Annotated in this window: 24 protein-coding genes; 12 read left to right on the top strand and 12 right to left on the bottom strand. The window is 68.4% G+C overall.

The genetic code is table 11. The annotated features are described in order from the left end of the window. The first annotated feature begins 11 nt into the window (after positions 1–11). From prmA to ACE3OK_RS10360, 7 genes are all read left to right on the top strand, one after another. Positions 12–941 (top strand): 50S ribosomal protein L11 methyltransferase, encoded by a 930-nt coding sequence (prmA, locus tag ACE3OK_RS10390; RefSeq protein WP_374249495.1) that lies wholly within the window; start codon positions 12–14, stop codon positions 939–941. Continuing rightward, positions 938–1,447, top strand: a complete 510-nt coding sequence (locus tag ACE3OK_RS10385; RefSeq protein WP_374249470.1) for a DUF3426 domain-containing protein — start codon at positions 938–940, stop codon at positions 1,445–1,447. The genes prmA and ACE3OK_RS10385 overlap by 4 nt, the downstream gene beginning before the upstream one ends. 142 nt (positions 1,448–1,589) lie before the next feature. Continuing rightward, positions 1,590–1,853 (top strand): DNA-binding transcriptional regulator Fis, encoded by a 264-nt coding sequence (gene fis / locus ACE3OK_RS10380; protein WP_374249469.1) that lies wholly within the window; start codon positions 1,590–1,592, stop codon positions 1,851–1,853. Between the two features lie 61 nt (positions 1,854–1,914). Then, positions 1,915–3,504: a bifunctional phosphoribosylaminoimidazolecarboxamide formyltransferase/IMP cyclohydrolase gene (gene purH, locus ACE3OK_RS10375; protein ID WP_374249468.1), complete on the top strand. Its 1,590-nt coding sequence runs from the start codon at positions 1,915–1,917 to the stop codon at positions 3,502–3,504. An 83-nt stretch (positions 3,505–3,587) separates the two neighbouring features. Continuing rightward, positions 3,588–4,874 (top strand): phosphoribosylamine--glycine ligase, encoded by a 1,287-nt coding sequence (gene purD, locus ACE3OK_RS10370; RefSeq protein ID WP_374249467.1) that lies wholly within the window; start codon positions 3,588–3,590, stop codon positions 4,872–4,874. A 98-nt stretch (positions 4,875–4,972) separates the two neighbouring features. Then, on the top strand, positions 4,973–5,194 hold the full coding sequence (locus tag ACE3OK_RS10365; RefSeq protein WP_374249466.1) for an AbrB/MazE/SpoVT family DNA-binding domain-containing protein: 222 nt from the start codon (positions 4,973–4,975) through the stop codon (positions 5,192–5,194). Positions 5,195–5,200: 6 nt separating this feature from the next. Next, positions 5,201–5,626, top strand: coding sequence for a type II toxin-antitoxin system death-on-curing family toxin (locus ACE3OK_RS10360; RefSeq protein WP_374249465.1), 426 nt, complete (start codon positions 5,201–5,203; stop codon positions 5,624–5,626). Here the strand turns inward: ACE3OK_RS10360 and ygiD are convergent. The 5 genes from ygiD to ACE3OK_RS10335 form a co-directional block, all read right to left on the bottom strand. After that, positions 5,623–6,474, bottom strand: coding sequence for a 4,5-DOPA dioxygenase extradiol (ygiD, locus tag ACE3OK_RS10355; protein WP_374249464.1), 852 nt, complete (start codon positions 6,472–6,474; stop codon positions 5,623–5,625). The two genes, ACE3OK_RS10360 and ygiD, sit on opposite strands and share 4 nt — an antisense overlap. A 24-nt stretch (positions 6,475–6,498) precedes the next feature. Next, a complete protein-coding gene (locus ACE3OK_RS10350; protein WP_374249463.1) occupies positions 6,499–7,617 on the bottom strand; it encodes an NADH:flavin oxidoreductase/NADH oxidase in 1,119 nt (372 codons plus the stop codon). A gap of 105 nt (positions 7,618–7,722) precedes the next feature. Further along, positions 7,723–8,577 carry an NYN domain-containing protein gene (locus ACE3OK_RS10345; protein ID WP_374249462.1) on the bottom strand — a complete coding sequence of 285 codons (855 nt, stop codon included), beginning with the start codon at positions 8,575–8,577 and terminating at the stop codon, positions 7,723–7,725. A gap of 42 nt (positions 8,578–8,619) precedes the next feature. After that, entirely contained in the window at positions 8,620–9,297 is a 678-nt protein-coding gene (locus ACE3OK_RS10340) for a hypothetical protein (protein ID WP_374249461.1), read from the bottom strand. Beyond that, positions 9,294–12,170: a DNA methyltransferase gene (locus ACE3OK_RS10335; RefSeq protein WP_374249460.1), complete on the bottom strand. Its 2,877-nt coding sequence runs from the start codon at positions 12,168–12,170 to the stop codon at positions 9,294–9,296. The genes ACE3OK_RS10340 and ACE3OK_RS10335 overlap by 4 nt, the downstream gene beginning before the upstream one ends. Before the next feature lie 145 nt (positions 12,171–12,315). Here ACE3OK_RS10335 and ACE3OK_RS10330 point away from each other — a divergent pair, with 145 nt between their 5' ends. The 3 genes from ACE3OK_RS10330 to ACE3OK_RS10320 all read left to right on the top strand — a co-directional run bounded on the left by ACE3OK_RS10330 (position 12,316) and on the right by ACE3OK_RS10320 (position 15,137). After that, complete coding sequence (locus tag ACE3OK_RS10330) at positions 12,316–14,235, top strand: MFS transporter (protein WP_374249459.1); 1,920 nt, start codon at positions 12,316–12,318, stop codon at positions 14,233–14,235. 179 nt (positions 14,236–14,414) lie between these two features. Further along, positions 14,415–14,690 carry a CD225/dispanin family protein gene (locus tag ACE3OK_RS10325; RefSeq protein WP_374249458.1) on the top strand — a complete coding sequence of 92 codons (276 nt, stop codon included), beginning with the start codon at positions 14,415–14,417 and terminating at the stop codon, positions 14,688–14,690. A gap of 3 nt (positions 14,691–14,693) precedes the next feature. Further along, complete coding sequence (locus tag ACE3OK_RS10320; protein WP_374249457.1) at positions 14,694–15,137, top strand: DUF2752 domain-containing protein; 444 nt, start codon at positions 14,694–14,696, stop codon at positions 15,135–15,137. Positions 15,138–15,155: 18 nt separating this feature from the next. On the opposite strand, the gene ACE3OK_RS10315 is transcribed toward ACE3OK_RS10320, so the two are convergent. Genes ACE3OK_RS10315 through ACE3OK_RS10290 form a run of 6 tightly spaced genes read right to left on the bottom strand, consistent with a single transcriptional unit; the run spans position 15,156 to position 19,830 of the window. Further along, positions 15,156–15,620, bottom strand: coding sequence for a DUF2269 family protein (locus tag ACE3OK_RS10315; RefSeq protein WP_374249456.1), 465 nt, complete (start codon positions 15,618–15,620; stop codon positions 15,156–15,158). 5 nt (positions 15,621–15,625) lie between these two features. Continuing rightward, positions 15,626–16,903 carry an NAD-dependent epimerase/dehydratase family protein gene (locus ACE3OK_RS10310; RefSeq protein WP_374249455.1) on the bottom strand — a complete coding sequence of 426 codons (1,278 nt, stop codon included), beginning with the start codon at positions 16,901–16,903 and terminating at the stop codon, positions 15,626–15,628. A 1-nt stretch (position 16,904) separates the two neighbouring features. Further along, positions 16,905–17,786 (bottom strand): hypothetical protein, encoded by an 882-nt coding sequence (locus tag ACE3OK_RS10305; protein ID WP_374249454.1) that lies wholly within the window; start codon positions 17,784–17,786, stop codon positions 16,905–16,907. Between the two features lie 10 nt (positions 17,787–17,796). Continuing rightward, on the bottom strand, positions 17,797–18,714 hold the full coding sequence (gene nudC, locus ACE3OK_RS10300; RefSeq protein ID WP_374249453.1) for an NAD(+) diphosphatase: 918 nt from the start codon (positions 18,712–18,714) through the stop codon (positions 17,797–17,799). A gap of 11 nt (positions 18,715–18,725) precedes the next feature. Further along, positions 18,726–19,097 (bottom strand): iron-sulfur cluster insertion protein ErpA, encoded by a 372-nt coding sequence (erpA, locus tag ACE3OK_RS10295; RefSeq protein WP_374249452.1) that lies wholly within the window; start codon positions 19,095–19,097, stop codon positions 18,726–18,728. Positions 19,098–19,128: 31 nt separating this feature from the next. Beyond that, positions 19,129–19,830 carry a DUF6776 family protein gene (locus tag ACE3OK_RS10290; protein WP_374249451.1) on the bottom strand — a complete coding sequence of 234 codons (702 nt, stop codon included), beginning with the start codon at positions 19,828–19,830 and terminating at the stop codon, positions 19,129–19,131. Positions 19,831–20,065: 235 nt separating this feature from the next. Between ACE3OK_RS10290 and ACE3OK_RS10285 the strand changes: the two genes are divergently transcribed. After that, positions 20,066–21,760, top strand: a complete 1,695-nt coding sequence (locus ACE3OK_RS10285; RefSeq protein WP_374249450.1) for an EAL domain-containing protein — start codon at positions 20,066–20,068, stop codon at positions 21,758–21,760. Positions 21,761–21,816: 56 nt separating this feature from the next. Then, positions 21,817–24,036 carry an ATP-binding protein gene (locus ACE3OK_RS10280; protein ID WP_374249494.1) on the top strand — a complete coding sequence of 740 codons (2,220 nt, stop codon included), beginning with the start codon at positions 21,817–21,819 and terminating at the stop codon, positions 24,034–24,036. 13 nt (positions 24,037–24,049) lie between these two features. Here the strand turns inward: ACE3OK_RS10280 and queD are convergent, their stop codons facing one another. Continuing rightward, positions 24,050–24,403, bottom strand: coding sequence for a 6-carboxytetrahydropterin synthase QueD (queD, locus tag ACE3OK_RS10275; RefSeq protein WP_374249449.1), 354 nt, complete (start codon positions 24,401–24,403; stop codon positions 24,050–24,052). Positions 24,404–24,406: the final 3 nt, after the last annotated feature.

Below are 24,406 nucleotides of genomic sequence, written 5' to 3'. Positions count from 1 at the left end.
CCGTTCCCGCCATGCCTTACCTGCAATTGCGCCTGCCCTGCACCGAAGCCCTGCAACCCCGCGCCGAACGTGCGCTGGAGGACGTGGGTGCACTGGCCGTGACCTTGCAGGACGCGCACCTGGATGCCGCTGATGAACAGGCGATCTTCGAGCCTGGGGTGGGCGAGCTGCCGTTGTGGGACGAGATGACGCTGACCGCGCTGTTTCCGCACGACGCCGACGCATTGCTGCTGCTGGCGGCGCTGGAGGCGTTCGACCCGGAGCTGGACTGGACCCAGGCGCGGTTCGAGAAAGTCGAGGATCAGGATTGGGAACGCGCGTGGCTGGACATGTTCCAGCCGATGTCCTTCGGTGCGCGCTGCTGGATCGTGCCATGGGACCACCCGCTGCCGGAGGCGGCCACCGCACCCGAGGCCGCCATCGTGCGGCTGGACCCTGGCCTGGCGTTCGGCTCCGGCACCCATCCCACCACCGCACTGTGCCTGCGCTGGCTGGATGCCCTGGCGGCGTCCGGCGAATTGCAGGGCAAGGCCGTGCTGGATTTCGGCTGCGGCAGCGGCATCCTCGCGCTGGCAGCGTTGAAGCTGGGGGCCCGCCAGGCAACCGGCATCGACAACGACCCGCAAGCCATCCTCGCCACCGCCGACAACGCCCAGCGCAACGGCGAGCACATCGCCACGTTCCTGCCGCACGCGGCCCCCGCCGCCACCTATCCGTTGGTGGTCGCCAACATCCTGGCCACCGCCCTGGACGCACTGGCGGAAACGCTGGCCGCGCGCACCGCGCCGGGCGGGCAGCTGGCGATGTCGGGCATTCTGGGCGGGCAGGAAGACGCGCTGCTGCTGCGCTTCGCACCGTGGTTCGAAGACTTGCAGGTGGCACGCGAAGACGACTGGGTGCGCATCGATGGCGTGCGCAACGCCATCGCGGTGGCGGCATGAACCACGCCCCGCAGTTCCTGTCCGGCAACCCGCGCGCCGTCATCCATCCACGCGGCGAACGCTGGGCCGTGGCCGTGCTGGCGCTGGCGCTGCTGGCGCAACTGGGCTGGCTGCAACGCGCGCCACTGGCCGCCAATCCGCACCTGCGGCCAGCACTGGAAACCGCCTGCGGCATGCTGCATTGCCCGCTGCCGGCGTGGCACGAGCCGGCGGCCTTCACCCTGCTGTCGCGCGACGTGATCGCCCCGCCCAACCGCCCGCGCGTGTTGCGCGTGCAGGCCAGTTTCCGCAACGACGCGCGCTGGGCACAGGCCTGGCCGGTGCTGGTGCTGACCCTGGCCGACGTCAACGGGCGCACGCTGGGCAGCCGCCGTTTCCTGCCCGCCGACTACCTCGGCAAGACCGCGCCCGCCACCCCGCTGGCCCCCGGGCAAGCCAGCCAGATCGCCTTCGACATCCTCGAACCCGCGCCCGGCACGGTGGCGTTCGATTTCCGTTTCGAATAACCCGTCCGCGCCTGCCGTGCAGGCCGTCAAGTTTTTCGAACATGAATACGATTGCACCCCAACAGCGCACGATGCATCGCGCTAGACTCGCGCCCTTGCACCGTGCGCAGGTTTCCGGTGCAAGTTCCCGCGAGGATTCCCGTTGAGCCTTTCCAGCACGCGCCCCGATGCCAGCCGCACACCCTTGCGCGAACATGTCGCCACGTCGGTGCGCCGCTACCTGCGCGACCTGGACGGCTGCGACACCGACGACCTCTACAACATCGCCCTGCGCGAGCTGGAAATCCCGCTGTTCGCGGAAGTGCTGAAACACTGCGACGGCAACCAGAGCCGCGCCGCCACCATGCTGGGCATCCATCGCGCCACCCTGCGCAAGAAGCTCAAGGACTACGGCCTGTCGGCCTGAGCCGGGCCAGGCCGGGGTCGGCCGCTATAATTGCCGCTTCCCCACCGCCCCCCCTCCCCGCATGTCCGCCGACTTCCTTTCCGGCGCGCCGGTCACCATCCGCCGCGCCCTGCTCTCCGTTTCCGACAAGACCGGCCTGCTTGAATTCGCCACGGCGCTGGCCGCCCACGGCGTGGAACTGCTGTCCACCGGCGGCACCGCCAAGGCGCTGCGCGAGGCCGGGCTTGCGGTGCAGGACGTCAGCGAGGTGACCGGCTTTCCGGAAATGATGGACGGCCGCGTGAAGACCCTGCACCCGAAGGTGCACGGCGGCCTGCTGGGCCGCGCCGGCATCGACGATGCGGTGATGGCCGAGCACGGCATCGGCGCGATCGACCTGCTGGTGCTGAACCTGTACCCGTTCGCGCGGGTGTCGGCCAACCCGGACAGCAGTTTCGAAGACATCATCGAGAACATCGACATCGGCGGGCCGGCGATGCTGCGCAGCGCGGCCAAGAACTTCGCCCGCGTTGCCGTGGCCACCGCGCCGGCGCAGTACGCCGGCCTGGTCGAGGAACTCGCCAACAACGCCGGCGCGCTCTCGGCGAAGACCCGCTGGCAGCTGGCAGTGGCCGCGTTCAACGACGTCGCCGTGTACGACGCCTGCATCAGCAGCTACCTGTCCTCGCTCGGCGAGGATGGTGCACCGATGCAGTTCCCGGCGCAGGCCAACGGCAACTTCGTCAAGGTGATGGACCTGCGCTACGGCGAGAACCCGCACCAGCAGGCCGCGTTCTACCGCGACCTGTGGCCGGCCCCCGGTTCGCTGGCCACCTTCACCCAGCTGCAGGGCAAGGAGCTGAGCTACAACAACATCGCCGACAGCGATGCCGCGTGGGAATGCGTGCGCCAGTTCGACCTGCCTGCCTGCGTGATCGTCAAGCACGCCAACCCCTGCGGCGTGGCCGTCGGCAGCGGCTGCCTGGATGCCTACGAAGCCGCCTACGCCACCGACCCCACCAGCGCGTTCGGCGGCATCCTCGCCTTCAACACGAAGCTCGATGGCGCCACCTGCAAGACCATCCTCGACCGCCAGTTCGTCGAAGTGCTGATCGCACCCGAGTACGACGAAGAGGCGCTGGCCTACGCTTCGAGGAAGGCCAACGTGCGCGTGCTGCGCATTCCGCTGGCTGCGCCGTCGAAGTACTTCATCGACACCAAGCGGGTCAACTCGGGCCTGCTGATGCAGACCGCCGACGACCGCGTAGTCACCCGCGACGAACTCAAGGTGGTGTCGCAGCTGGCGCCGACCGATGCGCAGTTCAATGATCTGCTGTTCGCGTGGAAGGTGGCGAAGTTCGTCAAGTCCAACGCGATTGTCTATGCGAAGGACAGCCGCACGATTGGCGTGGGCGCCGGCCAGATGAGCCGCGTGTATTCGGCGCGCATCGCCGGCATCAAGGCGACCGACGCGGGCCTGGTCGTGCCCGGCTCGGTGATGGCGTCGGATGCCTTCTTCCCGTTCCGCGACGGCATCGACGCCGCCGCCGAAGCCGGCATCAAGGCGGTGATCCAGCCAGGCGGCTCGATGCGCGATGCGGAAGTGATCGCGGCGGCGGACGAACACGGGATCGCAATGGTGTTCACCGGCGTTCGCCACTTCCGGCATTGATGCCTGCGGTGCAGGCATCCATCCCGAAGTTTGCTGCACAAACCCGGGGCCATGTTCCTCCGACATCTGACAGGTAAATACGCATGAAGGTCCTCGTCATCGGTTCCGGCGGTCGTGAGCACGCGCTGGCCTGGAAGCTGGCGCAGTCCACGCGCGTCACCGAAGTCATCGTCGCGCCGGGCAATGCCGGCACCGCGACCGAGGCGAAGTGCCGCAACGTCGCGGTCAAGGTGGCCGACCTCGACGGCCTGCTGGCGCTGGCGCAGCACGAAGCCGTGGCGCTGACCGTGGTCGGGCCGGAAGTGCCGCTGGTGGCGGGCGTGGTGGATCGCTTCCGCGCTGCCGGTCTGCGCATCTTCGGGCCCACCGCCGCTGCCGCGCAGCTGGAAGGCAGCAAGGCCTTCGCCAAGGATTTCCTGGCCCGCCACGGCATTCCCACCGCGTTCTACGAGGTCCACGTCGAAGTCGATGCCGCGCTGGCGTACGTGCGCGCCAAGGGCGCACCCATCGTCATCAAGGCCGATGGCCTGGCCGCCGGCAAGGGCGTGATCGTGGCGATGTCGCTGGACGAGGCCGAAGCGGCGGTGCGCGACATGCTCAGCGGCAACGCGTTCGGCGATGCCGGCGCGCGCGTGGTCATCGAGGAGTTCCTCGACGGCGAGGAAGCCAGCTTCATCTCGATGGTGGACGGCCATGCCGCGCTGCCGATGGCGACGTCGCAGGACCACAAGCGCGTGGGCGATGGCGACACCGGCCCCAATACCGGCGGCATGGGCGCGTATTCGCCCGCACCGGTGGTCACGCCCGCGGTGCATGCGCGGGTGATGCGGGAGGTGGTGAACCCCACCGTGCAGGGCATGCTGGCGGACGGCATCCCGTTCACCGGTTTCCTGTATGCCGGGCTGATGATCGACGCCAGCGGCGCGCCCAAGGTCATCGAATTCAACGTCCGCTTCGGCGATCCCGAAACCCAGCCGGTCATGCTGCGCCTGCAATCGGACCTGGTCGAACTGCTGGAGGCCGCGATCGACGGCAGGCTCGATGCCGTCGAAGCGCAATGGGACCCGCGTCCGGCGCTGGGCGTGGTGATGGCCTCGAAGCCGTACCCGGACACGCCGGTCAGCGGCGAGGTGATTTCAGGTCTCGACGCCGTGCCCGCCAGCGCCAAGGTCTTCCACGCCGGTACCGCGCTGGACAGTGACGGCAACGTGGTCAGCGCCGGTGGCCGCGTGCTGTGCGTGACCGCGCTGGGCGCAAGCGTGTCGGAAGCCCAGCGCAATGCCTACGCGGGCGTCGATGCCATTCGCTGGACGCACGCGTTCCACCGCAGCGACATCGGCTGGCGCGCGATCACGCGCGAGCAGGCGTGAGAACACCCTGACCGTCCGGTGACGGCCGGCCAGGCGCACCGTTGCGCGCACGTCGGCCGCGATATAACATCCGTTATAACTCGCACCGGGGCCGCGTCATGAAGCTCAAGATCACCGCCATCGGCAATTCCGCCGGCGTCATCCTGCCCAAGGAGCTGCTGGCGCGTCTGCGGCTGGACAAGGGCGACGCGTTGTACGCGCTGGAAACACCGGACGGCATCCGCCTGACCACCTACGACCCGGACTTCGCCGCGCAGATGGAAGTGGCAGAGCGGGTCATGCGCGAAGACCGCGAGCTGCTGCGCAAGCTGGCGCAGTAAGCCGCCGTGATTATCTGGATCGACCGCACGCTGGCGTTGGCCATCCATGAGCGCCAGCTGTCCGAACACGGCGGCGGCGAAGGCGTGCGCGACGAAGCGTTGCTGCAATCGGCAGTGGGGCGTCCGCAGCAGTTGTTCGCCTACGGCGACCCGCCCCCGGACTTGGCGGCACTTGCCGCGAGTCTGGCTTTCGGACTGGCGAAGAACCACCCCTTCGTCGATGGCAACAAACGCACCGCGCACGTCTGCTACCGCGTGTTCCTAGCCCTCAACGACGCCGAGCTGCTTGCCAGCAGCGAAGAGAAATACACGCAGATGCTGCTGCTGGCCGAAGGCAGCCTCGGCGAAACCGAATTCGCCGATTGGCTGCGCCCGCGCCTGCGCCTGCACCCGCGCGACGCGGTGCACGAGCCGCAGCGGCGCTATCGCTAGAGGTTGGCGTGGCCCGGCATCGCGCGGGCGTCCAGCGGCGCGGCAGCGCCGGCCTGCCCCGGGCCATCGGCATCCAGCGTGAACGCGGTCATCGACAGCGCGCCGTAGCTGTAGCCGTCCACCAGCACGTCGGCGGGGCGGCCCACCGCGGCGGACAAGCCCGCGAGATAGAGCAGCGGCAGGAAGTGTTCGTCGGTGGGCACCGCCAGCCGGTAATCGGGATGCGATGCCAACGTGGCGATGGCGTGCGGGCGCTCGGCCATCAGCACGCGCGCGGCATCGTCGAACCGCCGCGCCCAGTCGAAGCCGCCCTCGGGGTTGTGCCAATCCAGTGCGCGCAGGTTATGCACCACGTTGCCGCTGCCCACGATCAACACCCCGCGCTGGCGCAGCGCCGCCAACTTCGCGCCCAGCGCCAGGTGCCAGTCCAATGGCTTGCGGGCGTCCAGCGAGAGTTGCACCACCGGGATGTCGGCCTGCGGAAACGCATGCACCAGCACCGACCAGGTGCCGTGATCCAGCCCCCACGCCTCGTGGTCGGCGGCCACCACGAAGTCCGGCGACACCACATCGGCAATTTCCTCCGCCAGCGCCGGCAGCCCCGGTGCCGGGTACTGCACGTCGAACAGCGCCTGCGGGAAGCCGTAGAAGTCGTGGATGGTGCGCGGGTGTGGCATCGCGGTCACCGCCAGCGCATCCACATGCCAGTGCGCGGAAATCGCCAGGATCGCGCGCGGCTTGGGCACCGCCGCACCGAACGCGCGCCACGCCTCGCTGAAGCGGTTGCGCTCCAGCGCATTCATGGGGCTGCCGTGGCCGAGGAACGCGGCGGGCATCAGCGTGGGCATGGCGGGACCTCCGGGTCCAAGAAATCAGCCGGCCGTGCCGGTGGCCGGCACCAGCAGCGGCGGCAGGCCGTGCGGCACCGCGCGCGCGAAGCGCGGCGAAGTGGCGACGGTCGCGCCCAGCGCGGCGGCCGCATGCCACGGCCAGCGCGGGTCGTAGAGGAGCGCCCGCCCCAGCGCGATGGCGTCGGCGCGGCCCTGTACCAGCGCGGCCTCCGCCTGCTCCGCGGTGGTGATCAGACCCACGCCGATCACCGGCATGGCGACCTCGCGACGCAGCGCCTCCGCAAACGGCAACTGGTAGCCAGGCCCGGCGGCGATGCGCTGGGACGGATGCAGCCCGCCGCTGGACACATGCAGGTAATGGCAGTCGCGCGCATCCAGCGCCCGCGCCAGCGCGATGCTCTGGGGCAGATCCCAGCCGCCGTCCACCCAGTCGGTGGCGGAAATGCGCACGCCCACCGCCATCGTCACCGGCACCTCGGCGCGGATCGCGTCGAATACCTCCAGCACCAGCCGCATGCGATGTTCCAGCGCGCCGCCATAAGCATCGTCGCGGTGGTTGCTGAGCGGCGACAGGAACTGGTGCAGCAGGTAGCCGTGCGCGGCATGGATTTCGATGGCATCCAGGCCCAGCCGGGTAGCGCGGCGCGCCGCCTGCGCGAACGCCTGCACCACGCGGGCGATGCCGGCGGCGTCCAGCGCCTCGGGCAATGGATCCGTGTCCGCATAGGGCAGCGCGGACGGCGCGAGCGTCTGCCAGCCGTGCGCCGCCCCCGGCGCGATGGCCGCACCGCCTTGCTCCCACGGGCGATGGGTGGAGGCCTTGCGCCCCGCATGCGCCAGTTGCACGCCCACCGGCATTTGCGACCAGCGCCGCACCCCCGCCAGCGCCTGTGCGAACGCGGCCTCGCAGGCATCGTCGTACAGGCCCAGGTCGGCCCAGCTGATGCGTCCCTCGGGCAGCACAGCGGTGGCCTCCGTCAGCAGCAGGCCCGCACCGGACTGCGCCAGCGTGCCCCAGTGCTGCACGTGCCAGTCGTTGGCCAGCCCTTCGCTGCTGGCGTACTGGCACATCGGTGCCACCACGATGCGGTTGGCCAGCGTCAGCGGGCCGAACGAGATGGGAGCAAACAGTCGCGACATGGCACGCTTCCGGCAAAGGGTGGGCCACTATCCGCGCCACCCGCGCGGCCCATCAACCGCACCAGCGGAACACTGCCTTGCAGGTGCGCCAAACGGCGCTGCCACTCAGCCCGCCAGCGCTTTCACGAACAGCGCCTTCACCCCGGCGCTGGTTTCCCGTTCGACCACGCTGAAATGCTTGGGCTGCTTGCGCAGCAGGTCGCTGAGTTTCTTCTGCCCGTACAGGCGCGGGTCGAAGTTCGGCTTGATCTTGTTGAGGTAGGCGCCCATCGCGCCCAGATGCGCCCAGCCCTCCTCGTCGGATGCCTCCTCGATGGCCTGCCGCAGCAGGCCCAGCGGCAGCGGCAGCGGGGCGGCTTTTGCGGGCGGCGGCACCGGCACCACCGGCGGCGGGGCTTCCTGCACGGGTGCGGGTGCCTTGGCCGCAGCCGGCTTCTTCACCGGCTGCTTGCGCGCGGGCTTCACCGGGACGGCGGGCGTTGCCGGCTCCGGCACTTCGGCGCGCAGCACCTCGGTGTAGATGAACTTGTCGCAGGCCTGCACGAACGGGTCCGGCGTCTTGTGCTCGCCGAAGCCGTACACGGTCAGCCCTTCCTCGCGCAGGCGCTGTGCCAGCCGGGTGAAATCGCTGTCGCTGGAGACCAGGCACATGCCGTCGAAGCGGCCCGTGTACATCAGGTCCATCGCATCGATGATCAGCGCGCTGTCGGTGGCGTTCTTGCCGCTGGTGTAGGCGAACTGCTGCACCGGGCTGATCGAATGCTTCAGCAGCACCTTCTTCCACTGCCCCTGCTGCTGGGTGGTGAAGTCGCCGTAGATGCGCTTGACGCTGGCCAGCCCGTACTTGGCCACCTCCGCCAGCAGGCCCTCGATCACCGAGGCCTGCGCGTTGTCGGCATCGATCAACACCGCCAGCCGGCGCTGGCCGTCGTCGTGGGGCACGTGGGTGCGGGTTTTCATGGGCTGTCTCCTGTCTTCGTCATCGCTCGTTTCTACCGCGCACTACATTTCGGGAATGTTGCGCAGCGCCTCGGCATTGGCACGATCATCCGCTGCCTTGCGTGCCTGCGCATCACGCATCCGAACCTGCACCGCGCGTTGCTGCGCGCGAATGGCCGGGTCCACCACGTCGAGCCGCCGCTGTTGCTGCATGAAGGCGCGCTGGCCCGGCGGCAACTGGCAATTGCGGCTGAGGATTTCCAACGCATCCCCGGTGTCTGCTCGCCGATTCTGCAAATGGATGTTGACCCAAAGCGTGTCACCCAATGGCTCCAGCGCCATGCAGATGCGGTCGATGGTGGCGTAATCGCGAAACTGCGCACCATCCACCATCACCAGCAAGTTGGTGGCGTCCACCCATGCCACGGAACTGACGCCGGCAACCGTTCTGGCCTGCTCCCGTGCCGCTTCGGCAGGTATGCGCCGCGCCGGATCGGGCATGCGCATGGTGCGCCGCACATCATCGCTCATCGCATCCATCTGCTGGCGCACGGCCTGCTGGTCCCCACGCGCGGCGGCCCCCCGGATCGCCGCCATGCGCGCAGCGGTGGCCAGCGGGTCCAGCGGCTGACCGGCCTGCCGCGGCCGTGACGCAGATTCCGCGGGTGCCGGTGCAGGGTGATCCGTGCACGCTGCCAGCAACAGCACGCCCAGCAGAATCCATGCCGGCGCGGTCTTCATGCCGGCACCTGCGGCTTGCGCGCACGCTTCGGCTTGTCCGCCGGCAGCAGCCTGGTGAGGGCCTGGTAGCGTTCGAACAGGAAGGCCACGCGCTCGGCGTCGGTGGTGAGCTTCGGCGGCTTGCGGCCGGCGGCTTTTTCGGCGGTCAGGTAGGCGGCGTCCACCGCCTTGTCCAGTGCGGCGTGGGCTTTCACCAGTGCGGGCGGCATGGTCAGCGGGTCGTAGAGGTCGGCCAGGGTCGAGCCGGGGAATTGGGCGCGGGCGTCGAGGATGGCTTGGGCGGCGGCTTCGATGCCGGCGCGGGCCTTGTCGTCGAGCGGCTCCGGCCAGGGGAAGTTGTTGTAGACGATGCCGGCGGAGTACTGATAACGACTTTCTAATCTACCGGCAACCGCCCGCATCCATGCCATGTGCATCTGCGAAGTGATGATGCCGAAGTCGTACAGGCCAGCGCCGGCCACGACCAAGCCCGTGCCGCTGGCAATCGCTTCCGGGTCAAGGAAGCCGCAGGGGATGTAGGCGCGGTTCTCCGAAGACACTTTCGGCAACAGCAGATAGCGCGTGGTCGGCTGGCGAATTTCACCAAACAGCCCCGGCGTTTTCGAAAGTTCACGCGTGGTCGCCCTGCCGCTACCGGCACGAAACGCGCGGCATGCCTCGATTCGAAGGCGAAGGAACGGCGATTGTTTGATGACGCTGGGCGGGGCATCCAGCAGCCACAAGCACCAGCGCGAGCCAGCATTGATGAACTCATCGCCGCCGAAATAAGGGCGAATCCAAGGCTCGATCCCCGGCTCGTCGGCAAGAGCAGTCTCACGCTCCTCATCGCTGAGGATCAAATGACCTTCATCAATCGGCATGCTGCCGTAGTTCATCGCTGGAACCGCAGCGGAAAGCGGCACACTCCGCTTGGTCAGGAATACTTCCGGCGCATCCACCAAATACGGATTGATTCGCCTTGCTTCGACAAGTTGCGACTCCCCGTCGGCCCGCTCGTAGTCATGGAGCGCAGGCACGTCCGAAGGATTACCGCCAAAACCAACAATCACGCAATGCACCGCCGCCTTGCCGCGCGCCTCGTTGCTCCACTTGAACGTGCGATGTGCAAACTGGATGTGCATGCCGAGCTGGTACAGCTCCGACCACAGGATGCCGACCTGCTCGCCTTGGGTGATGGAGTTGGTGGAGACGAAGGCTGCCCTTAGCCCGTCATTCCCGCGCAGGCGGGAATCCATGGACGTTGTGGTATCAGACGCCGAAGTCCTTGGATTCCCGCCTGCGCGGGAATGACGGGCAAGAGCGCGTTGCATGTAGTCGGCTGCCTTCAAATACCACGCGCAGACGAAATCCAGCACGCCCGCGCCTTTCACACCGGCGAAGACGGCGGCCATATCGGCCTTCTGGTCCGCGTTCTGCTCCTTCTTCCCGACGAACGGCGGATTCCCCAAGATAAAACTCAGCCGCTCCGCCGGCACCACGGCGTTCCAGTCCATCCGCAGCGCGTTGCCGTGGACAATCGTGGCGGATTTCTTCAGCGGGATACGGTTGATCGGCTCGCCGAATTCGCCGTGCATCCGCGAGTTCATCTGGTGGTCCATCAGCCACATCGCCACCTGCGCGATCTGCGCCGGGAACTCCTCGATCTCGATGCCGTGGAACTGGTCCACGTCCACCAGCACGTGGTCCTGCACGTGCGCCAGCACCGACTGCTGGGTGGCGAACTGGCGGCGCAGGATCTCCAGCTCCAGCGCGCGCAGCTCGCGGTAGGCGATCACCAGGAAGTTGCCGCAGCCGCAGGCCGGATCCAGGAAGGTCAGCGTGGCCAGCTTGCGGTGCAACTGCGCCAGCTTGCGCTCGTCGTGGCCGGCCTTGTCCAGCTCCGCCTTCAACCCGTCCAGGAACAGCGGGCCGATCAATTTGAGGATGTTCTTCTCGCTGGTGTAGTGCGCGCCCAGGTTGCGGCGGGCCTTGGTGTCCATCACCGACTGGAACATCGAGCCGAAGATGGCCGGGCTGATGCGGCTCCAGTCCAGCGCGCTGGCATCCAGCAGCAGGCCGCGCATCTGCGCGTTGAAATCCGCCAGCGGCAGGATTTCCTCGAACAATTTGCCGTTGACGTAGGGCAGTTCCGCCAGTTGTTCGTCCAGCGTGCTCTGGCGCTTCTCCGGCGCGGTGTTGAGCACCTGGAACGCGCGCCCGATCCACATGCCCAGGTCGGCACCGTCTTCGCTGGTGCGCTGGGAAATCAGGTCGTGGAAGCTCTGCCGCGGGAAGATGCCGGTGTCGTCGGCGAACAGGCAGAACAGCAGCCGCACCAGCAGCAGCTCCAGCGCGTGGCCGTCAAAGCCGGCGGCTTTCAGCGCATCGTGCAGCTTGCCCATGCGCTCGGCCGCCTGCACGTTGACGGGGTCTTCTTCCTTGTAGCTGCGGGTCTGGTAGCCGCTGATGAAGCCGAAGCGGCCGATCTGCCTGTGCAGGTCGGCCAGCGCGAAGTCGGTGCGCTCGCCGGTGTCCAGGTCGTGCAGGCGCAGGCGCTGGAAGTCCGACACCAGCACGAAGCGCGGCAGCTCGGCGTCCTTCAGGCCGGCGAAGTAGTCGGTGGCCTGCTCGAACGCGGCATCGAGGTCGCGGCCTTCGCTCTTGTGTTCGGCCAGCATCACGCCGGGCCAGAACACGTCGATGCGGCCGTGGGTGCTGCCGGTGAAGCGCGCGGCCTTCTGTTCGAACACCGCCACGCGCTTGCGCTTGACCCCGAACACCTCGAAAAAGTCGTTCCAGAAGCTCTGCGCCTCGGCGCGCTCGCTGGATTCCCCGGCCCATTCCCTGGCAAACGCGCGGGCGCGCTCGCGGATTTCGTTGAGACTCAGCGGCATCCTGTCCTCCTTGTGCGGGCAGGATACCGAATCGACCCTGCCCCCACTTCGCGGCGCGGGGAACCGGCGGCGCACACCCTGCCCCGGCGGTACAAGCACGGGGACAAGTGCGGTTATCCTCCCCCTTCCACGCATGGGGATGCGCATGTCCGGCCACAGCCAATTCAACCTGCTCACGCAACGCCGCTTCCTGCCCTATTTCACGGTGCAGGCGCTGGGCGCGTTCAACGACAACGTGTACCGGCAGGCGATCATCGGGCTGCTGGCGTACATGGCGGTGAGCCGCAGCGAAATGGGGCTGTACGCCAATCTGGCACCGGCGATTTTCATCCTGCCGTTCTTCCTGTTTTCCGCCAGCGCGGGGCAGATCGCGGCGCGGATGGAAAAACAGAAACTCATCGTGATCACCACGTCGATGGAGATCGCGATCATGTCGCTGGCGGCGGTGGGCTTCCTGTTGCAGAACATGACGGTGCTGCTGGTGGCGCTGTTCTGCACCGGCTTGCAGTCCACCCTGTTCGGGCCGGTGAAGTATTCGATCCTGCCGTCGGTGCTGAAGCCGGAAGAATTGACCGGCGGCAACGGGCTGGTGGAAATGGGCACGTCGCTGGCGATCCTGCTGGGGATGGTCTGCGGCGGGCTGATCTTCCAGCTGGCCGGCAGCCACGGGCCGCAGGTGGCGGCCGTGGCGGTGATCGCCATGGCCATGGCCGGCAACCTGGTGGCGCGGCGCATCCCCAAGGTGGACGCCGGCGATGCCTCGCTGAAGGTGGACTGGAACATCCTGCGCGCGTCGCTGCACATCTGGGCGCTGACCCGGCAGCGGCTGGCGGTGCGCAACGCGGTGCTGGGGGTCAGCTGGTTCTGGTTCGTGGGCACCATTCTCACCGCACAATTGCCGGTGTATGCGCAGGCCAACCTGGGCGGCACCCAGAATCTGTACATCTTCGCGCTGGCGCTGTTTTCGGTGGGTGCCGGCATCGGCTCGATGTCGTGCGAGAAGCTGTCGGGGCGCACCGTGGAAATCGGGCTGGTGCCGCTGGGTGCATTCGGCATCAGCGCCTTCCTGCTGGACCTGTATTTCGCCCGCCCCGGGCAGGCACTGGCGGCTGGCTTGCAGGTTGCGCAGTTCATCCAGGCGCCGGGCAGCCTGCGGATCATGCTGGACCTGTGCGGCGTGGGCCTGTTCACCGGCTTCTTCGTGGTGCCATTGTTCGCGCTGATCCAGAGCCGCACGCCGAAGGCCGAGCTGGCGCAGGTGATCGCCGGCATGAACATCCAGAATGCGATGTTCATCGTGCTGGCGGCGCTCATCGGCATCGCGGTGCAGCGCTACCTGGGCTGGACGATCCCGCAGTTGTTCCTGGCGCTGGCGATTGCCAACACGCTGGTGGCGCTGTGGATCTTCACCATCGTGCCCGAGTTCCTGATGCGCTTCGTGAGCTGGCTGCTGGTGCGCATGCTGTACCGGCTGAAGCTGCACGGCATCGAAAGGCACGTGCCGGACGAGGGCGCGGCGCTGCTGGTGTGCAACCACGTGAGCTACATGGACGCGCTGATCCTGTCGGCCTGCATCCCGCGCCCGGCGCGCTTCGTGATGTATTACCGGATCTTCAACATCCCGGTGCTGCGCTGGATCTTCAAGACCGCCAAGGCGGTTCCGATTGCCGGCGCACGCGAGAACCCGGAGGTGATGCAGCGCGCGTTCGATGCGGTGGATGCGGCGCTGGCCGAAGGCGAGCTGGTGTGCATCTTCCCCGAGGGCGCACTGACGAAAGACGGCAACATCGCGCCGTTCAAGTCGGGCATGGAAAAAATCCTGCAACGCGCCGCGGCGCGCGGGCAGGACGTGCCGGTGGTGCCGCTGGCCTTGCAGAACATGTGGGGCAGCATGTGGAGCAGGCGCAGCGCATCTGCCGAGAACGGGCGGCTGGGCCGCATGCGCGTGCCGCGCCGGCTGCGCGCGCACATCGAGGTGCATGCCGGCGCACCGGTGACGGGTGCGGTGGCCAGCGCGGCACTGCTGGAAGCGCAGGTGCGGGCGCTGCGGGGGGATGCGGCGTGAGTGGGCGGGCCGGGGCGCGGCCATGCATGCATTGACATGCATCGCCGCTGCGGCGAGCATCCGTCGCGGGGAGTTGCTTGCGCCACCACCGGGTGGGCCATCGCGTACCGCATGCCAACGGGGCACGCGGCGCCGTCCCCGAACATGTGCCTGACTCTCATTTCTCCCAGGGGAACCCCATGAATACTTCGCAAGACGTCGTGCCCAACAACCTTGTCTGGGCCATCCTGGCGACACTGTTCTGCTGCCTGCCGCTGGGCATCGTCTCGATCGTCTACGCTTCGAAGGTCGATGGCCTGCGCGCCGCAGGCAACGTGGCCGGTGCGTGGGAGGCTTCGCGCAAGGCCAAGAGCTGGGCGCTCTGGTCGGCACTTTCCGGCCCGATCCTGATCGTGATCTGGTTCCTGTTCTTCGGCGGGCTGGCCATGCTGGGGGCGTTGTTCGGCAATCACTGACCGATGCCTGCTCCTTCCAATCCCGGCACTACCGGCACATGGCCGGCATGGCGGCGCGCGCTGCCCACCGCCGTGCTGGCACTGGGGGCAGCCGGCGCCGCACTGGTGCTGTCGCGGCTGAACCCGTTCGCCAACCACAGCGTGCTGCCGCCCTGCCCGATCCGCGCGCTGACCGGCCTGTATTGCCCCGGCTGCGGCAGCACCCGCTGCCTGTACGCATTGCTGCACGCGGACCCGGCGTTGGCGCTGTCGATGAACCCGTTGCTGGCGCTCAGCCTGCCATTGCTCGGATTGATGGCCCTCAACGCCGCCGGCTGGCGTCCGGCCTGGCTGTCACCACTGATGCGGCAGCTGGCCCGGCCCAAGCCATGGCTGGTGGTGCTGGTGGGCTTCGCCGTCCTGCGCAACCTCCCGCTTTACCCCTTCACCCTGCTGGCACCGGGTTGAGGACTGCGACCGTCGTGCTCACAGCGGCTTGGCCACCATCAGCCAGAAAATGACGATCACGCTGATGAAAGCCGGCCAGCCCAGCCAGAACCACCAGCGCATCACCCGCCAGTAGGCGACGGGCAACGCACCCCCTGCCGCCGCGGCGGCGCGCGCGTGGTTGCGCGCTTGCACCTGCATCCACACGACCGGCAACCAGCAGGCTCCCACGAGGAAGAACAGCAGCAACGCCGTCTTCACCCAGAACGTGGTCAGTGGCAGGTGCAACACCTGCGCCAGCCAGAGCCCGGTGACAAGCTGCACCACCACCGCCGGTGCGGTGAAAACACCATCGGCGATCACCACCACGCGCGCAGTCGCGGCAATCGTGCGCGCATCGCGGGTCAGGTGTGCCATCCACATGAAGAATGCAATGCCAAGGCCGGTACCCAGCAGCAGCGTGGATGACAGGACATGGACCCACTTCAGGGCGAGATACGGCACCGTCGTTATCTCCTGTCCACCAACACCCACAGCACCCCCAAGGCGGGAAGCAATGCAACGCTCTTTGCCAGCCCCCCCAGAGGTTCCAGAAACTGCTGCGGCAACAGCGCACCGAACACGAGCGCGTAGGCCGCCACGCTGATCAACATCGCAAGCACGACCGGGCGCGGACGCGGCGCCCACGCAAGACCCGCGCCCAGCAGGAGATCCAGTACGCCGGCGCCACGTGCCAACAGGACCGGCTGCATGGCCTGCAGGTAGCTGCCTCGCGCCATCGCCTCGATGACGGCGGCATCGGTCACCAGGCCGACGATGCCGGACCACAGCCACAGCAGCACCACGCTCCATTTCAACCACGGCACGAGGAAATACAACAGTGCTGCCCAACGATCCTGCATCTGGCTTGGCTCGGCGTCCAGCACCTCGCCCAAGTCACGCACCTGCACGCCGAATTCCGCTTGCACGCGTTGGTGCGACTCCGCCGCCGTGAGGTTGCCGCGCAGCAGCATGTTCCAGATGGTGCGGTTGACCGGCCCGCGCCCCAGCCACTGCCCCAACCAGACCTGCGCCCGCACCAACGGCAACGGCACCCGCCAGCTGCGCCGCCCGGGAATCCGCAACCAGCGCCGCCATTGCGCCTGGTAATCATGCAGCGACAGCGGTATTGCACAGCCGATGTCATAAATCCCCGCCGTCCCCTGCGTGCAGGCGACGGCAGCGACCTGCGCCAAGTCTTCGGCGCATACCGGCTGGAACTGCCAATCGCCCGTTCCCGGCAGCAGTTGCCGCCACGGGAACGCGGCCAGCGCACGCAGCAGCGATGTGCCGCCATAGGAGCCCCGGTGCGAGTACACCACCGATGGACGCAACACGATGGCCTCCAGCGGCAACGCCAACAATGCCGAATCGAAGCGATGCTTGGACGCGATGAACCCACCGTCCCGCGGATCTCCCAGTGCGGATATCTGCACGAAGCGAACACCACGCGACACGCACGCCTGCGCAAGCGCCAGGGGTGCCCGCACATGGATGGCTTCGAACTGCTGCCGACCCTCTTCACGCAGAATGCCGGCAGCGTTGACGACCACCGACACCCCCTGCAGCGCCTGCGCCCAATCCTCCGCATCCAGCATCCGCAACAGGTCGCCGGCCACCTCCCCTTCCGCCAACATCCGCCCATGCGGCCGGGCCAACACGCGAACCTGCCAACCACGCTGCTTCAGCGCACTGACGATGAAGCCACCGATGAAACCTCTTCCCCCCACCACCAACGCAGTCGCCATTTCACCCCACCCATCCCGCCACCACGAACAGCGCCAGCCAGGTCAGCCACAGCAGCAGGATGCGCCAGACCAGGCGCATGGCGTCGCGGAGTTCCGGAAGTTCGCCGAAGGCCTCGATGAGGGCGGTGGCGGCGGGGATGCCGGCGTCGGTGTAGTCGGCCACTTCCTCGTCGATTTCGTTGCGCACGCTGGCGCGGGCGGCGTGCGCCAGCAGGGGGGAACGCAGGCCGAACGCGCCCGGCTCACGCCAGGCGGCCGCCACGCTGCCCAGGCTGCCCACCACCGCCAGCGACAGCGCCATCACCTGCACCACCGGCCATTCCAGCACGGCTTGCCCGTGCCGCAGCGTGGCCTGCCAGGGGGCGGCGGCGGCATCCGCTGCGGGTGTGGCCGCCTCCGCCAGCAGCCGATACAGCACGGCGCCCACCGGGCCCAGCAGGCAGAACCAGAACAGCACCGCGAACCAGCGCCGCAAGGCGCTGTCGAACACGGCCTCGGCCAGTGCCGGCCCCTCCATCTGCACGGGGGTGCCCGCCGGCCACAAGCGTGCCGCGGCGGTGCGCCGGGCAGCGGCATCCGGCGCCTGCACCACGGCGTCCACGTCCACATCCAGGTCGCGCGGCCCCCAGCATGCGTACAGCACACCGATGCCCAGCAGCAGCGCGGGCCATCCCAGCGGCAGTTGCCGCAGGCCCCATTGGGCCGCCGCCGCCAGCAACAGCGGTGTCGCCAGCAATGCGACCACCGCCCAGTCGCCGGCCCGGGCCTGGGCCGATGCCAGCGCGCGCCGATAGCCGTCGAAGCGCCGCACCCGCGCGGCCAGCGCCGGCAGCAGGTGGCCCAGGACGAGCGCGATCACGACGGCAAGCAGGGTGGCGGCCATGGACGGCAGTCTAGCGCTTGCGTGCGTCGTGTTCGTCCAGCCAGCAGGCGATCACGTGGCGGGCGATGGAGATCGGCGAGGACAGCACGATGCCTTCGCCTGCGTCCTCGGCGGTCTTCCAGTCGCGCGCCAAGCCGGCGCGCACGTCTTCCGCGCCGAACCAGCGCGCGTCTTCCAGCTCCTCGCTGGCGTGCGGCACATCGGGCCGTGCGTGGGCAATGAAGCCCAGCATCAGCGAGCCGGGGAACGGCCACGGCTGCGAGGCGAGGTAGCGCGCGGTATGCGGGAGCACGCGCACGCCGGTTTCTTCCAGCACCTCGCGGGCCACGGTTTGTTCGAGCGTCTCGCCGGGCTCGACGAAGCCGGCCACCACCGACCAGCGCCGCGCCGGCCAACCTGCTTGCCGGCCCAGCAGCAGGCGCTGGCCGTCGGTGATGGCGGCGATGATGGCCTGGTCGGTGCGCGGGTAATGTTCGCTGCCGCAGGCCTCGCACTGGCCCAACCAACCGGCGCGGCGATAGCGCAGGCCGCCGCCGCAGGCCGGACAGAACCGGTGCTGGTGATGCCAGTGTTGCAGCGCGCGCGCCTGCGCGAACAAGGTGGCTTGCCACGCCGGCCAGTGTGCGGCGGCCTTGCGCAAGTCGATGGCGGGTGCGGCGGCCAGCCCCAGATCTGCGGCATCGGCCAGAAACCACGCGCGCCCGTCGCGCAGGCCCAGGAAGGTCGCCGCGGGCAACCGCCCGGCGTCGGCCGGTGCGGCGATCTGGTACAGCGCGCCGGTGGCATCCACCACGGCGCGGCCATCCGGATGCAGGGCCAGGATGCCCGCCTGCGGCCACGCGGCATCCAGTGCGGCGGGATCGTCGCGCAGGTGGTCGGCGCGGTCCAGCGCGCCATCGACGAAGGCAAACGGCGACACGGCCGGCATGCCCGCCCGGCTCACACGGTGAAACTGCTGCCGCAGCCGCAGGTGGTCTTGGCGTTGGGGTTGCGGATCACGAACTGCGCGCCGGACAGCGACTCCACGTAATCCACCTGCGCACCCAGCAGGTATTGCAGGCTGAGGGGGTCGATCAGCAAGGTGGCGCCATCGGTCACGATGGCGATGTCGTCCTCGTTGCGGCCCTCATCAAACTCGAAGCCGTACTGGAACCCGGAACAGCCGCCGCCCTGGATGTAGGCGCGCAGGCTGAGCGCGACATTGCCTTCCTCGGCCACCAGCTCGCGCACCTTGGCGGCGGCGGCGGCGGTGAATTGCAGCGGGGCGGTCGGCGGCCCGCCCGCAGGCTGTTCAAGCGTGACGATGTCCATGCCCACAGCATGGGGGGCGGCGGCCCGCGATTCAACCGCCGCCACGCGGCTGCGCGGCCGCGGCCCAGGTGAACGACTGTTCCAGCGGCACGCTCCCCTCCGGCAGCAGGCGCGCGATCACCCGCACCGGCCGGGCCCCGCGCGGCAGCACCACGTCGCCTTCCACCTGCTGGAAATACTTGAACGAATACGCCACCCCGGGGGCCCCGGCCTGCTGCCGCAGCACGGGCCAGTCCAACCTGCGCATGGTGCGTCCATCCGTGACTTCCAGCGCCAGTTGCAGATGCCCGCTGTTGACGGTGTCACGATTGATGTTCTGGGTGAGGGTGGCGACGAAATGCCAAAGCTGCGGGTCCTGCTGCGGTTGCAGGTGCAGTTCGTGCACGGCCAGGCCGTGGCGCTGCGCGGTGGCACCAACGAAACGCTCGTAGAAGGCCACGTCGGCACGCAGGCCGGCGATTTCCTCGTCGCGATCGGCGAGGGTGGCTTGCAGCCCGGCGTTGGCTTGCCGGCTGATCTGGTCGGAGCGCGCCAGGGTGGCCACCCGTTGCTCCAGCGCGTCGATCCGCTGCGCCTGTTGCTGCAATCGCTCGCGGGCATTGGCCGGGGTGGGCACGAAACTGCGCCACGCCCCCCACAGCCCCAGCCACGCAGCCGCCAGCACCAGCACGGCCAGCGCCAGCCGGGGCTGGCCGGCACCCTGTGGGCGGGCGAGGGGCGGGAGATGGGGCATCGCTGGCGATATCGCACCGCAGGCGTGCCGGCGTCAAGCAGCACACCGCTATGGACTTGCCCGACGTGGCGGTGCACCCTGTCAGGCCCGGCCCGCACGGGCCGAATCCCGGGCCGAATTGCGTCAGACTCCAAAGAATGGATAGCCACCCGCACACCATGGAAGTCCACCCCGCGTCCGTCCCGGCAGCCCCGGCTGTGGATGCGCAGGTGTTCCGGCAAGCACGGGAGCCCGCATGAACGACGCGCTGCTCGACCCCAAGCCGGAAGAATCCCCCTACCGCGTGATGATCGTGGAGGATGACCGCAGCCAGGCGATCTTCGCCGAGGCCATCCTGCGCGGTGCCGGCATGCAGGCGGAGGTGGTCGCCATCCCCGAACGGATGATGGAAACGCTGGAACGGTTCGAGCCCGATCTGGTGCTGATGGACCTGCACATCCCCGGCTCCAGCGGCACCGCCCTGACCGAGCAGATCCGCGAACACCCCCGCTTCGCGCACATCCCGGTGGTCTTCCTCACCGGCGACCAGGACCCCGACCGCGAGCTGGAAGTGCTGGAGCACGGTGGCGACGACTACATCGTCAAGCCGGTGCGCCCGCGACACCTGATCGTGGCGGTGCAAAACCGCATCCGCCGCGCCCGCGCGCTCAGCCGTGGCCGCCAGGCCACCGCCGAACCGGATCGCCACCCGGTGACGGGGCTGTTCACCCGCCCCGCGCTGATGAAGGCGATGGCCGCACAACTGGCCAGCCGGGTGCCCGGTGGCGCGCTGATGCTGGAACTGGGCAATGCCGGGGCGCTGCGCAAGCGCTACGGCTACGCGGCCTTCGAAGCCCTGATCAACGGCGCCGGCCGCTTTCTCGGCGAACTGGCCGGCGAACACGCCTGCGCGCGCCTGAGCGACAACGCCTTCCTGGTGCTGGCGCGCGGCCTGACGCCGGGCGCGCTCGACCAGTTGGCGCGCAACCTGCGCGATGGCATCGGCTATCACGACTTCCCGATCGAAAACGAAACCCTGCGCCTGCGCTGCGCGGTGGGCTATGCCGGCTTCGAACGTGGTTTCAGCGATGCCGGCGCGGCCCTGGCCGCCGCCGAGGAAGCCGCGCGCGAAGCACAGGCCTCGCCCATCGGCGTGGCGGTGTACGCGCCGGCGAACGTGGTGGCATCCGGCGACATCGTGGACGAACTGCGCGCCGCCCTGGCCAGCGGCAGCGATGCGCTGTACCTGGCCTTCCAGCCGGTGGTGGCGGTGGCCGGTGGCGACGAGTCCCAGTTCCAGGTGCTGGTGCGGATGCGCGGGCCGGACGGCAGCGTGCGCAAGGCCGGCGAGTTCCTGGCGGCGGCGCAGGGCAGCGGGCTGATGCCGCAACTGGATCGCTGGGTCATGGAGCGCGCGCTGGAGCTGCTGCAAAAACGCCGCGCGCAGGGCCAGCCGATGCGGCTGTTCGTCTCGCAATCCCCCATCACGCTGGCACAGGACAATTACGCCGGCTGGCTGCAACAGGCCCTGGAACGCGCCGGCGTCGACGGCCCGTCGCTGGTGATCGACCTGCGGCTGGAGGACGCGGTGGTGCACGTGGTGCTGCTGCACCAGTTCTGCGAGCAACTGGTGCCGGCCGGCGTGCAATTCTGCCTCAGCCAGTTCCGCAGCAACGAGGATGCCAACCAGCTGTTGCAGGAATTGCCGCTGGGCTACCTGCGCCTGTCCGCCGCCTTCGCCCAGCACCCGCTGCCGCGCGAACTGCAGGACGAGATGCGCACCACCATCGAACGCGCCCATCGCCTGGGCCTGCAAGTCATCGGCCAGGCGGTGGAAGACCCGCAGGCCGCGGCTGCACTGTGGGTGGGCGGGATCGACTTCATCCAGGGCAACCTGGTGCAACGCCCCGACCAGGCGCTCGACTTCGACTTCCGGAGCGCCACGTTGTGAGCAATGCAGCCGACACCGGGACCGATCGCGGAACGCTCCTGCTGACCACCCGCTGGATGGCCCTTGGCGCGGCGGCAGGTGCCGCCCTGGCGCTGGTGGTGGACCAGCTCGGCGTGCAGGGCCCGTGGCAGATCATCGCACTGGTGATGGCACTGCTGGCGCTGTTCGCCACCACCACCTTCGCCCTCGCCGCGCACAACCGCGAGCATCGGCAGCAGGAGCACATCGACCAGAACCGTCGCAATGCCGAGGAAATCAGCGCCCTGCAACGCGAGATCGACCGTCACACCCAGCTGGAAGCGGAGCTGACCCGCGCCAAGCACACCGCCGAATCGGCGGTGATGGCCAAGGGCGAGTTCCTGGCCACCATGAGCCACGAGATCCGCACCCCGCTCAACGGCATCATCCCGATGCTGGACCTGCTCTCGACCTCGCGGCTGTCGCTCGATCAACTGGAAATCCTCAAGACCGCCACCGCTTCGGCGCAGCAGTTGTTGCGGATCGTCGACGACATCCTCGACTACTCGAAGCTGGAAGCCGACCGCCTCGAACTGGAAACCACCGGCTTCAACCTGCGCGAACTGCTGCACAGCGTCATCACGCTGATGGAGCGCCCGGCCGAAGCCAAGGGCCTGCACCTGCTGCTCAACCTCGACCCCGCCGTGCGCCTGCCGGTCCGCGGCGACCCGGTGCGGCTGCGGCAGATCCTCAGCAACCTCATCAGCAACGCGATCAAGTTCACCGAGCGCGGCAACGTCACCATCAACGTCAAGCGCATGGGCGAAACCCCGGCCCAGCATTTGCTGCGCTTCGAGGTGCAGGACACCGGCATCGGCATCGACCCGGCCACCCAGGCCAAGCTGTTCCAGCCGTTCAGCCAGGCCGACGCCTCCACCACCCGCATCTACGGTGGCACCGGCCTCGGGCTGGTGATTTCGCAGCGCATCGTCTCGCTGATGGGCGGCCGCATCGGGGTGGAATCCGAGCCCGGGCGCGGCTCCAGCTTCTGGTTCGAAATCCCGCTGCTCAAGGTGCAGGGCGACATGCCGGTGCAGCGCGAGGACCTGCACGGTGGCCGCGTGCTGCTGGTGACCACCGACGCGCGCCTGCGCATGCGCCTGACCATGCTGCTGCCCAACTGGGGGTTGCGCGTGACCACGGTGGAAAATACCCACGACGCCCTGGAACGCCTGCGCCATGCGCACACCCAGGGCGAGCCGTGGACCTATTCGGTGGTGCTGGCCGACCTCTCCAGCATCCGCAGCACCGCGCTGTCGCTGGCCCGCAACATGGAGCGCCGCCAGCAGTTCGGCGACGTGCGGCTGGTCTACCTGCGCGGCGACGACATCACTTCGCTGGATTTGCCGGTCTCGGCCACCCTGATCCCGCGCAACGTCGAGGATGCCGACCTGCGTGCCGCGCTGTCCGCCTCCGGGGTGGACTGGGGCCAGCACGACCAACACCCGGCCCCGGCGTCTCCCCCGCCCACCACCACCCCGGTGGAAAAGCCGCGCATCCTGCTGGTGGAGGACAACCCGGTCAACCTGATGGTGGCGCAGCGCCTGCTGCAGGTGCTGGGAGCCGAGTGCGAGGCTGCCGGCAACGGCCAAGCCGCACTGGAAAAAATGCAGGCCGAACACTTCGACCTGGTGCTGATGGACTGCCAGATGCCGGTTCTGGACGGCTACAGCGCCACCCGCCGCTGGCGTGAACTGGAGCAGCAGAACCACGCCAGCCGGCGTCTGCCGATCGTGGCGATGACCGCCAACGCGATGGCCGGGGACCGGCAGAAATGCCTCGACGCCGGCATGGACGACTACCTGGCCAAGCCGGTCACCCGCAGCGAACTGGAACAGTGCGTGACGCGCTGGAAGGGGACCCACATGCCGGTGCCGGAAACCACGCCAACGGCGCCGCAACTGGCCGAACGCCTGCCCCCGGTGATCGATGCCGGCGTGCTGGGCGAGCTGCGCGAGGTGCTGGGTGCGGAGGTCGACAAGATCGTGGCGGTCTATCTGGAGGACGCCCCGCGCCTGATCGCCCAACTCGAACGCGCGGCGGTCTCCAACGACCCGATCGCCCTGCGGGTGGCCGCACACACGCTGAAGTCCTCCAGCGCCAATGTGGGTGCCATCACCCTGTCCGCCGCCGCCCGCGACCTGGAGCATGCCGCCCGTGACGGCACCCTGGAGCAACCCGGCATCGCGGTGGCGCGGATCGTCAGCGAGTTCGCGCAGGTGAAGACGGCGTTGCTGGCGCAAGCCGACCCGCACTGAACGCCGCGCCGGCTCAGCCGCGGTAGCGGCACCCGGAGGTGCAGGTTTCGTGCACCACCACTTCCGACAGCAACGGCACCTGCGGTTTCAACCGCGCCCAGATCCACATCGCCAACTGTTCGCTGGTGGGGTTTTCCAGCCCGGCGATGTCGTTGAGGTAATGGTGGTCCAACTGCTCGTAGATCGGCTGGAACGCGGCCTTCAGATCGGCGAAATCCATCACCCAGCCCAGCTGCGGGTCGGGCTCGCCGGACACCTGCAACTCGACCTTGAACGAATGCCCATGCAGGCGCGCGCACTTGTGCCCGTCCGGAACGTTCGGCAGGCGGTGCGCGGCTTCGAGGGTGAATGACTTGAAGATGTCCATGGG

It is taken from the genome of Thermomonas sp., from assembly GCF_041905325.1.
Classification (GTDB): Bacteria; Pseudomonadota; Gammaproteobacteria; order Xanthomonadales; family Xanthomonadaceae; genus Thermomonas.
The sequence above is the reverse complement of the archived record's forward strand: the minus strand, read 5'-3'. Positions and strand labels throughout refer to the sequence as shown.

What these genes read in the sequence shown, in the direction of transcription:
- prmA (WP_374249495.1), top strand. Translation starts at nt 12, where the DNA reads ATGCCTTACCTGCAATTGCGCCTGCCCTGCACCGAAGCCCTGCAACCC.
- ACE3OK_RS10385 (WP_374249470.1), top strand. Translation starts at nt 938, where the DNA reads ATGAACCACGCCCCGCAGTTCCTGTCCGGCAACCCGCGCGCCGTCATC.
- purH (WP_374249468.1), top strand. Translation starts at nt 1,915, where the DNA reads ATGTCCGCCGACTTCCTTTCCGGCGCGCCGGTCACCATCCGCCGCGCC.
- purD (WP_374249467.1), top strand. Translation starts at nt 3,588, where the DNA reads ATGAAGGTCCTCGTCATCGGTTCCGGCGGTCGTGAGCACGCGCTGGCC.
- ACE3OK_RS10365 (WP_374249466.1), top strand. Translation starts at nt 4,973, where the DNA reads ATGAAGCTCAAGATCACCGCCATCGGCAATTCCGCCGGCGTCATCCTG.
- ygiD (WP_374249464.1), bottom strand. Translation starts at nt 6,474, where the DNA reads ATGCCCACGCTGATGCCCGCCGCGTTCCTCGGCCACGGCAGCCCCATG.
- ACE3OK_RS10350 (WP_374249463.1), bottom strand. Translation starts at nt 7,617, where the DNA reads ATGTCGCGACTGTTTGCTCCCATCTCGTTCGGCCCGCTGACGCTGGCC.
- ACE3OK_RS10345 (WP_374249462.1), bottom strand. Translation starts at nt 8,577, where the DNA reads ATGAAAACCCGCACCCACGTGCCCCACGACGACGGCCAGCGCCGGCTG.
- ACE3OK_RS10340 (WP_374249461.1), bottom strand. Translation starts at nt 9,297, where the DNA reads ATGAAGACCGCGCCGGCATGGATTCTGCTGGGCGTGCTGTTGCTGGCA.
- ACE3OK_RS10335 (WP_374249460.1), bottom strand. Translation starts at nt 12,170, where the DNA reads ATGCCGCTGAGTCTCAACGAAATCCGCGAGCGCGCCCGCGCGTTTGCC.
- ACE3OK_RS10330 (WP_374249459.1), top strand. Translation starts at nt 12,316, where the DNA reads ATGTCCGGCCACAGCCAATTCAACCTGCTCACGCAACGCCGCTTCCTG.
- ACE3OK_RS10325 (WP_374249458.1), top strand. Translation starts at nt 14,415, where the DNA reads ATGAATACTTCGCAAGACGTCGTGCCCAACAACCTTGTCTGGGCCATC.
- ACE3OK_RS10320 (WP_374249457.1), top strand. Translation starts at nt 14,694, where the DNA reads ATGCCTGCTCCTTCCAATCCCGGCACTACCGGCACATGGCCGGCATGG.
- ACE3OK_RS10310 (WP_374249455.1), bottom strand. Translation starts at nt 16,903, where the DNA reads ATGGCGACTGCGTTGGTGGTGGGGGGAAGAGGTTTCATCGGTGGCTTC.
- ACE3OK_RS10305 (WP_374249454.1), bottom strand. Translation starts at nt 17,786, where the DNA reads ATGGCCGCCACCCTGCTTGCCGTCGTGATCGCGCTCGTCCTGGGCCAC.
- nudC (WP_374249453.1), bottom strand. Translation starts at nt 18,714, where the DNA reads ATGCCGGCCGTGTCGCCGTTTGCCTTCGTCGATGGCGCGCTGGACCGC.
- erpA (WP_374249452.1), bottom strand. Translation starts at nt 19,097, where the DNA reads ATGGACATCGTCACGCTTGAACAGCCTGCGGGCGGGCCGCCGACCGCC.
- ACE3OK_RS10290 (WP_374249451.1), bottom strand. Translation starts at nt 19,830, where the DNA reads ATGCCCCATCTCCCGCCCCTCGCCCGCCCACAGGGTGCCGGCCAGCCC.
- ACE3OK_RS10285 (WP_374249450.1), top strand. Translation starts at nt 20,066, where the DNA reads ATGAACGACGCGCTGCTCGACCCCAAGCCGGAAGAATCCCCCTACCGC.
- ACE3OK_RS10280 (WP_374249494.1), top strand. Translation starts at nt 21,817, where the DNA reads ATGGCCCTTGGCGCGGCGGCAGGTGCCGCCCTGGCGCTGGTGGTGGAC.
- queD (WP_374249449.1), bottom strand. Translation starts at nt 24,403, where the DNA reads ATGGACATCTTCAAGTCATTCACCCTCGAAGCCGCGCACCGCCTGCCG.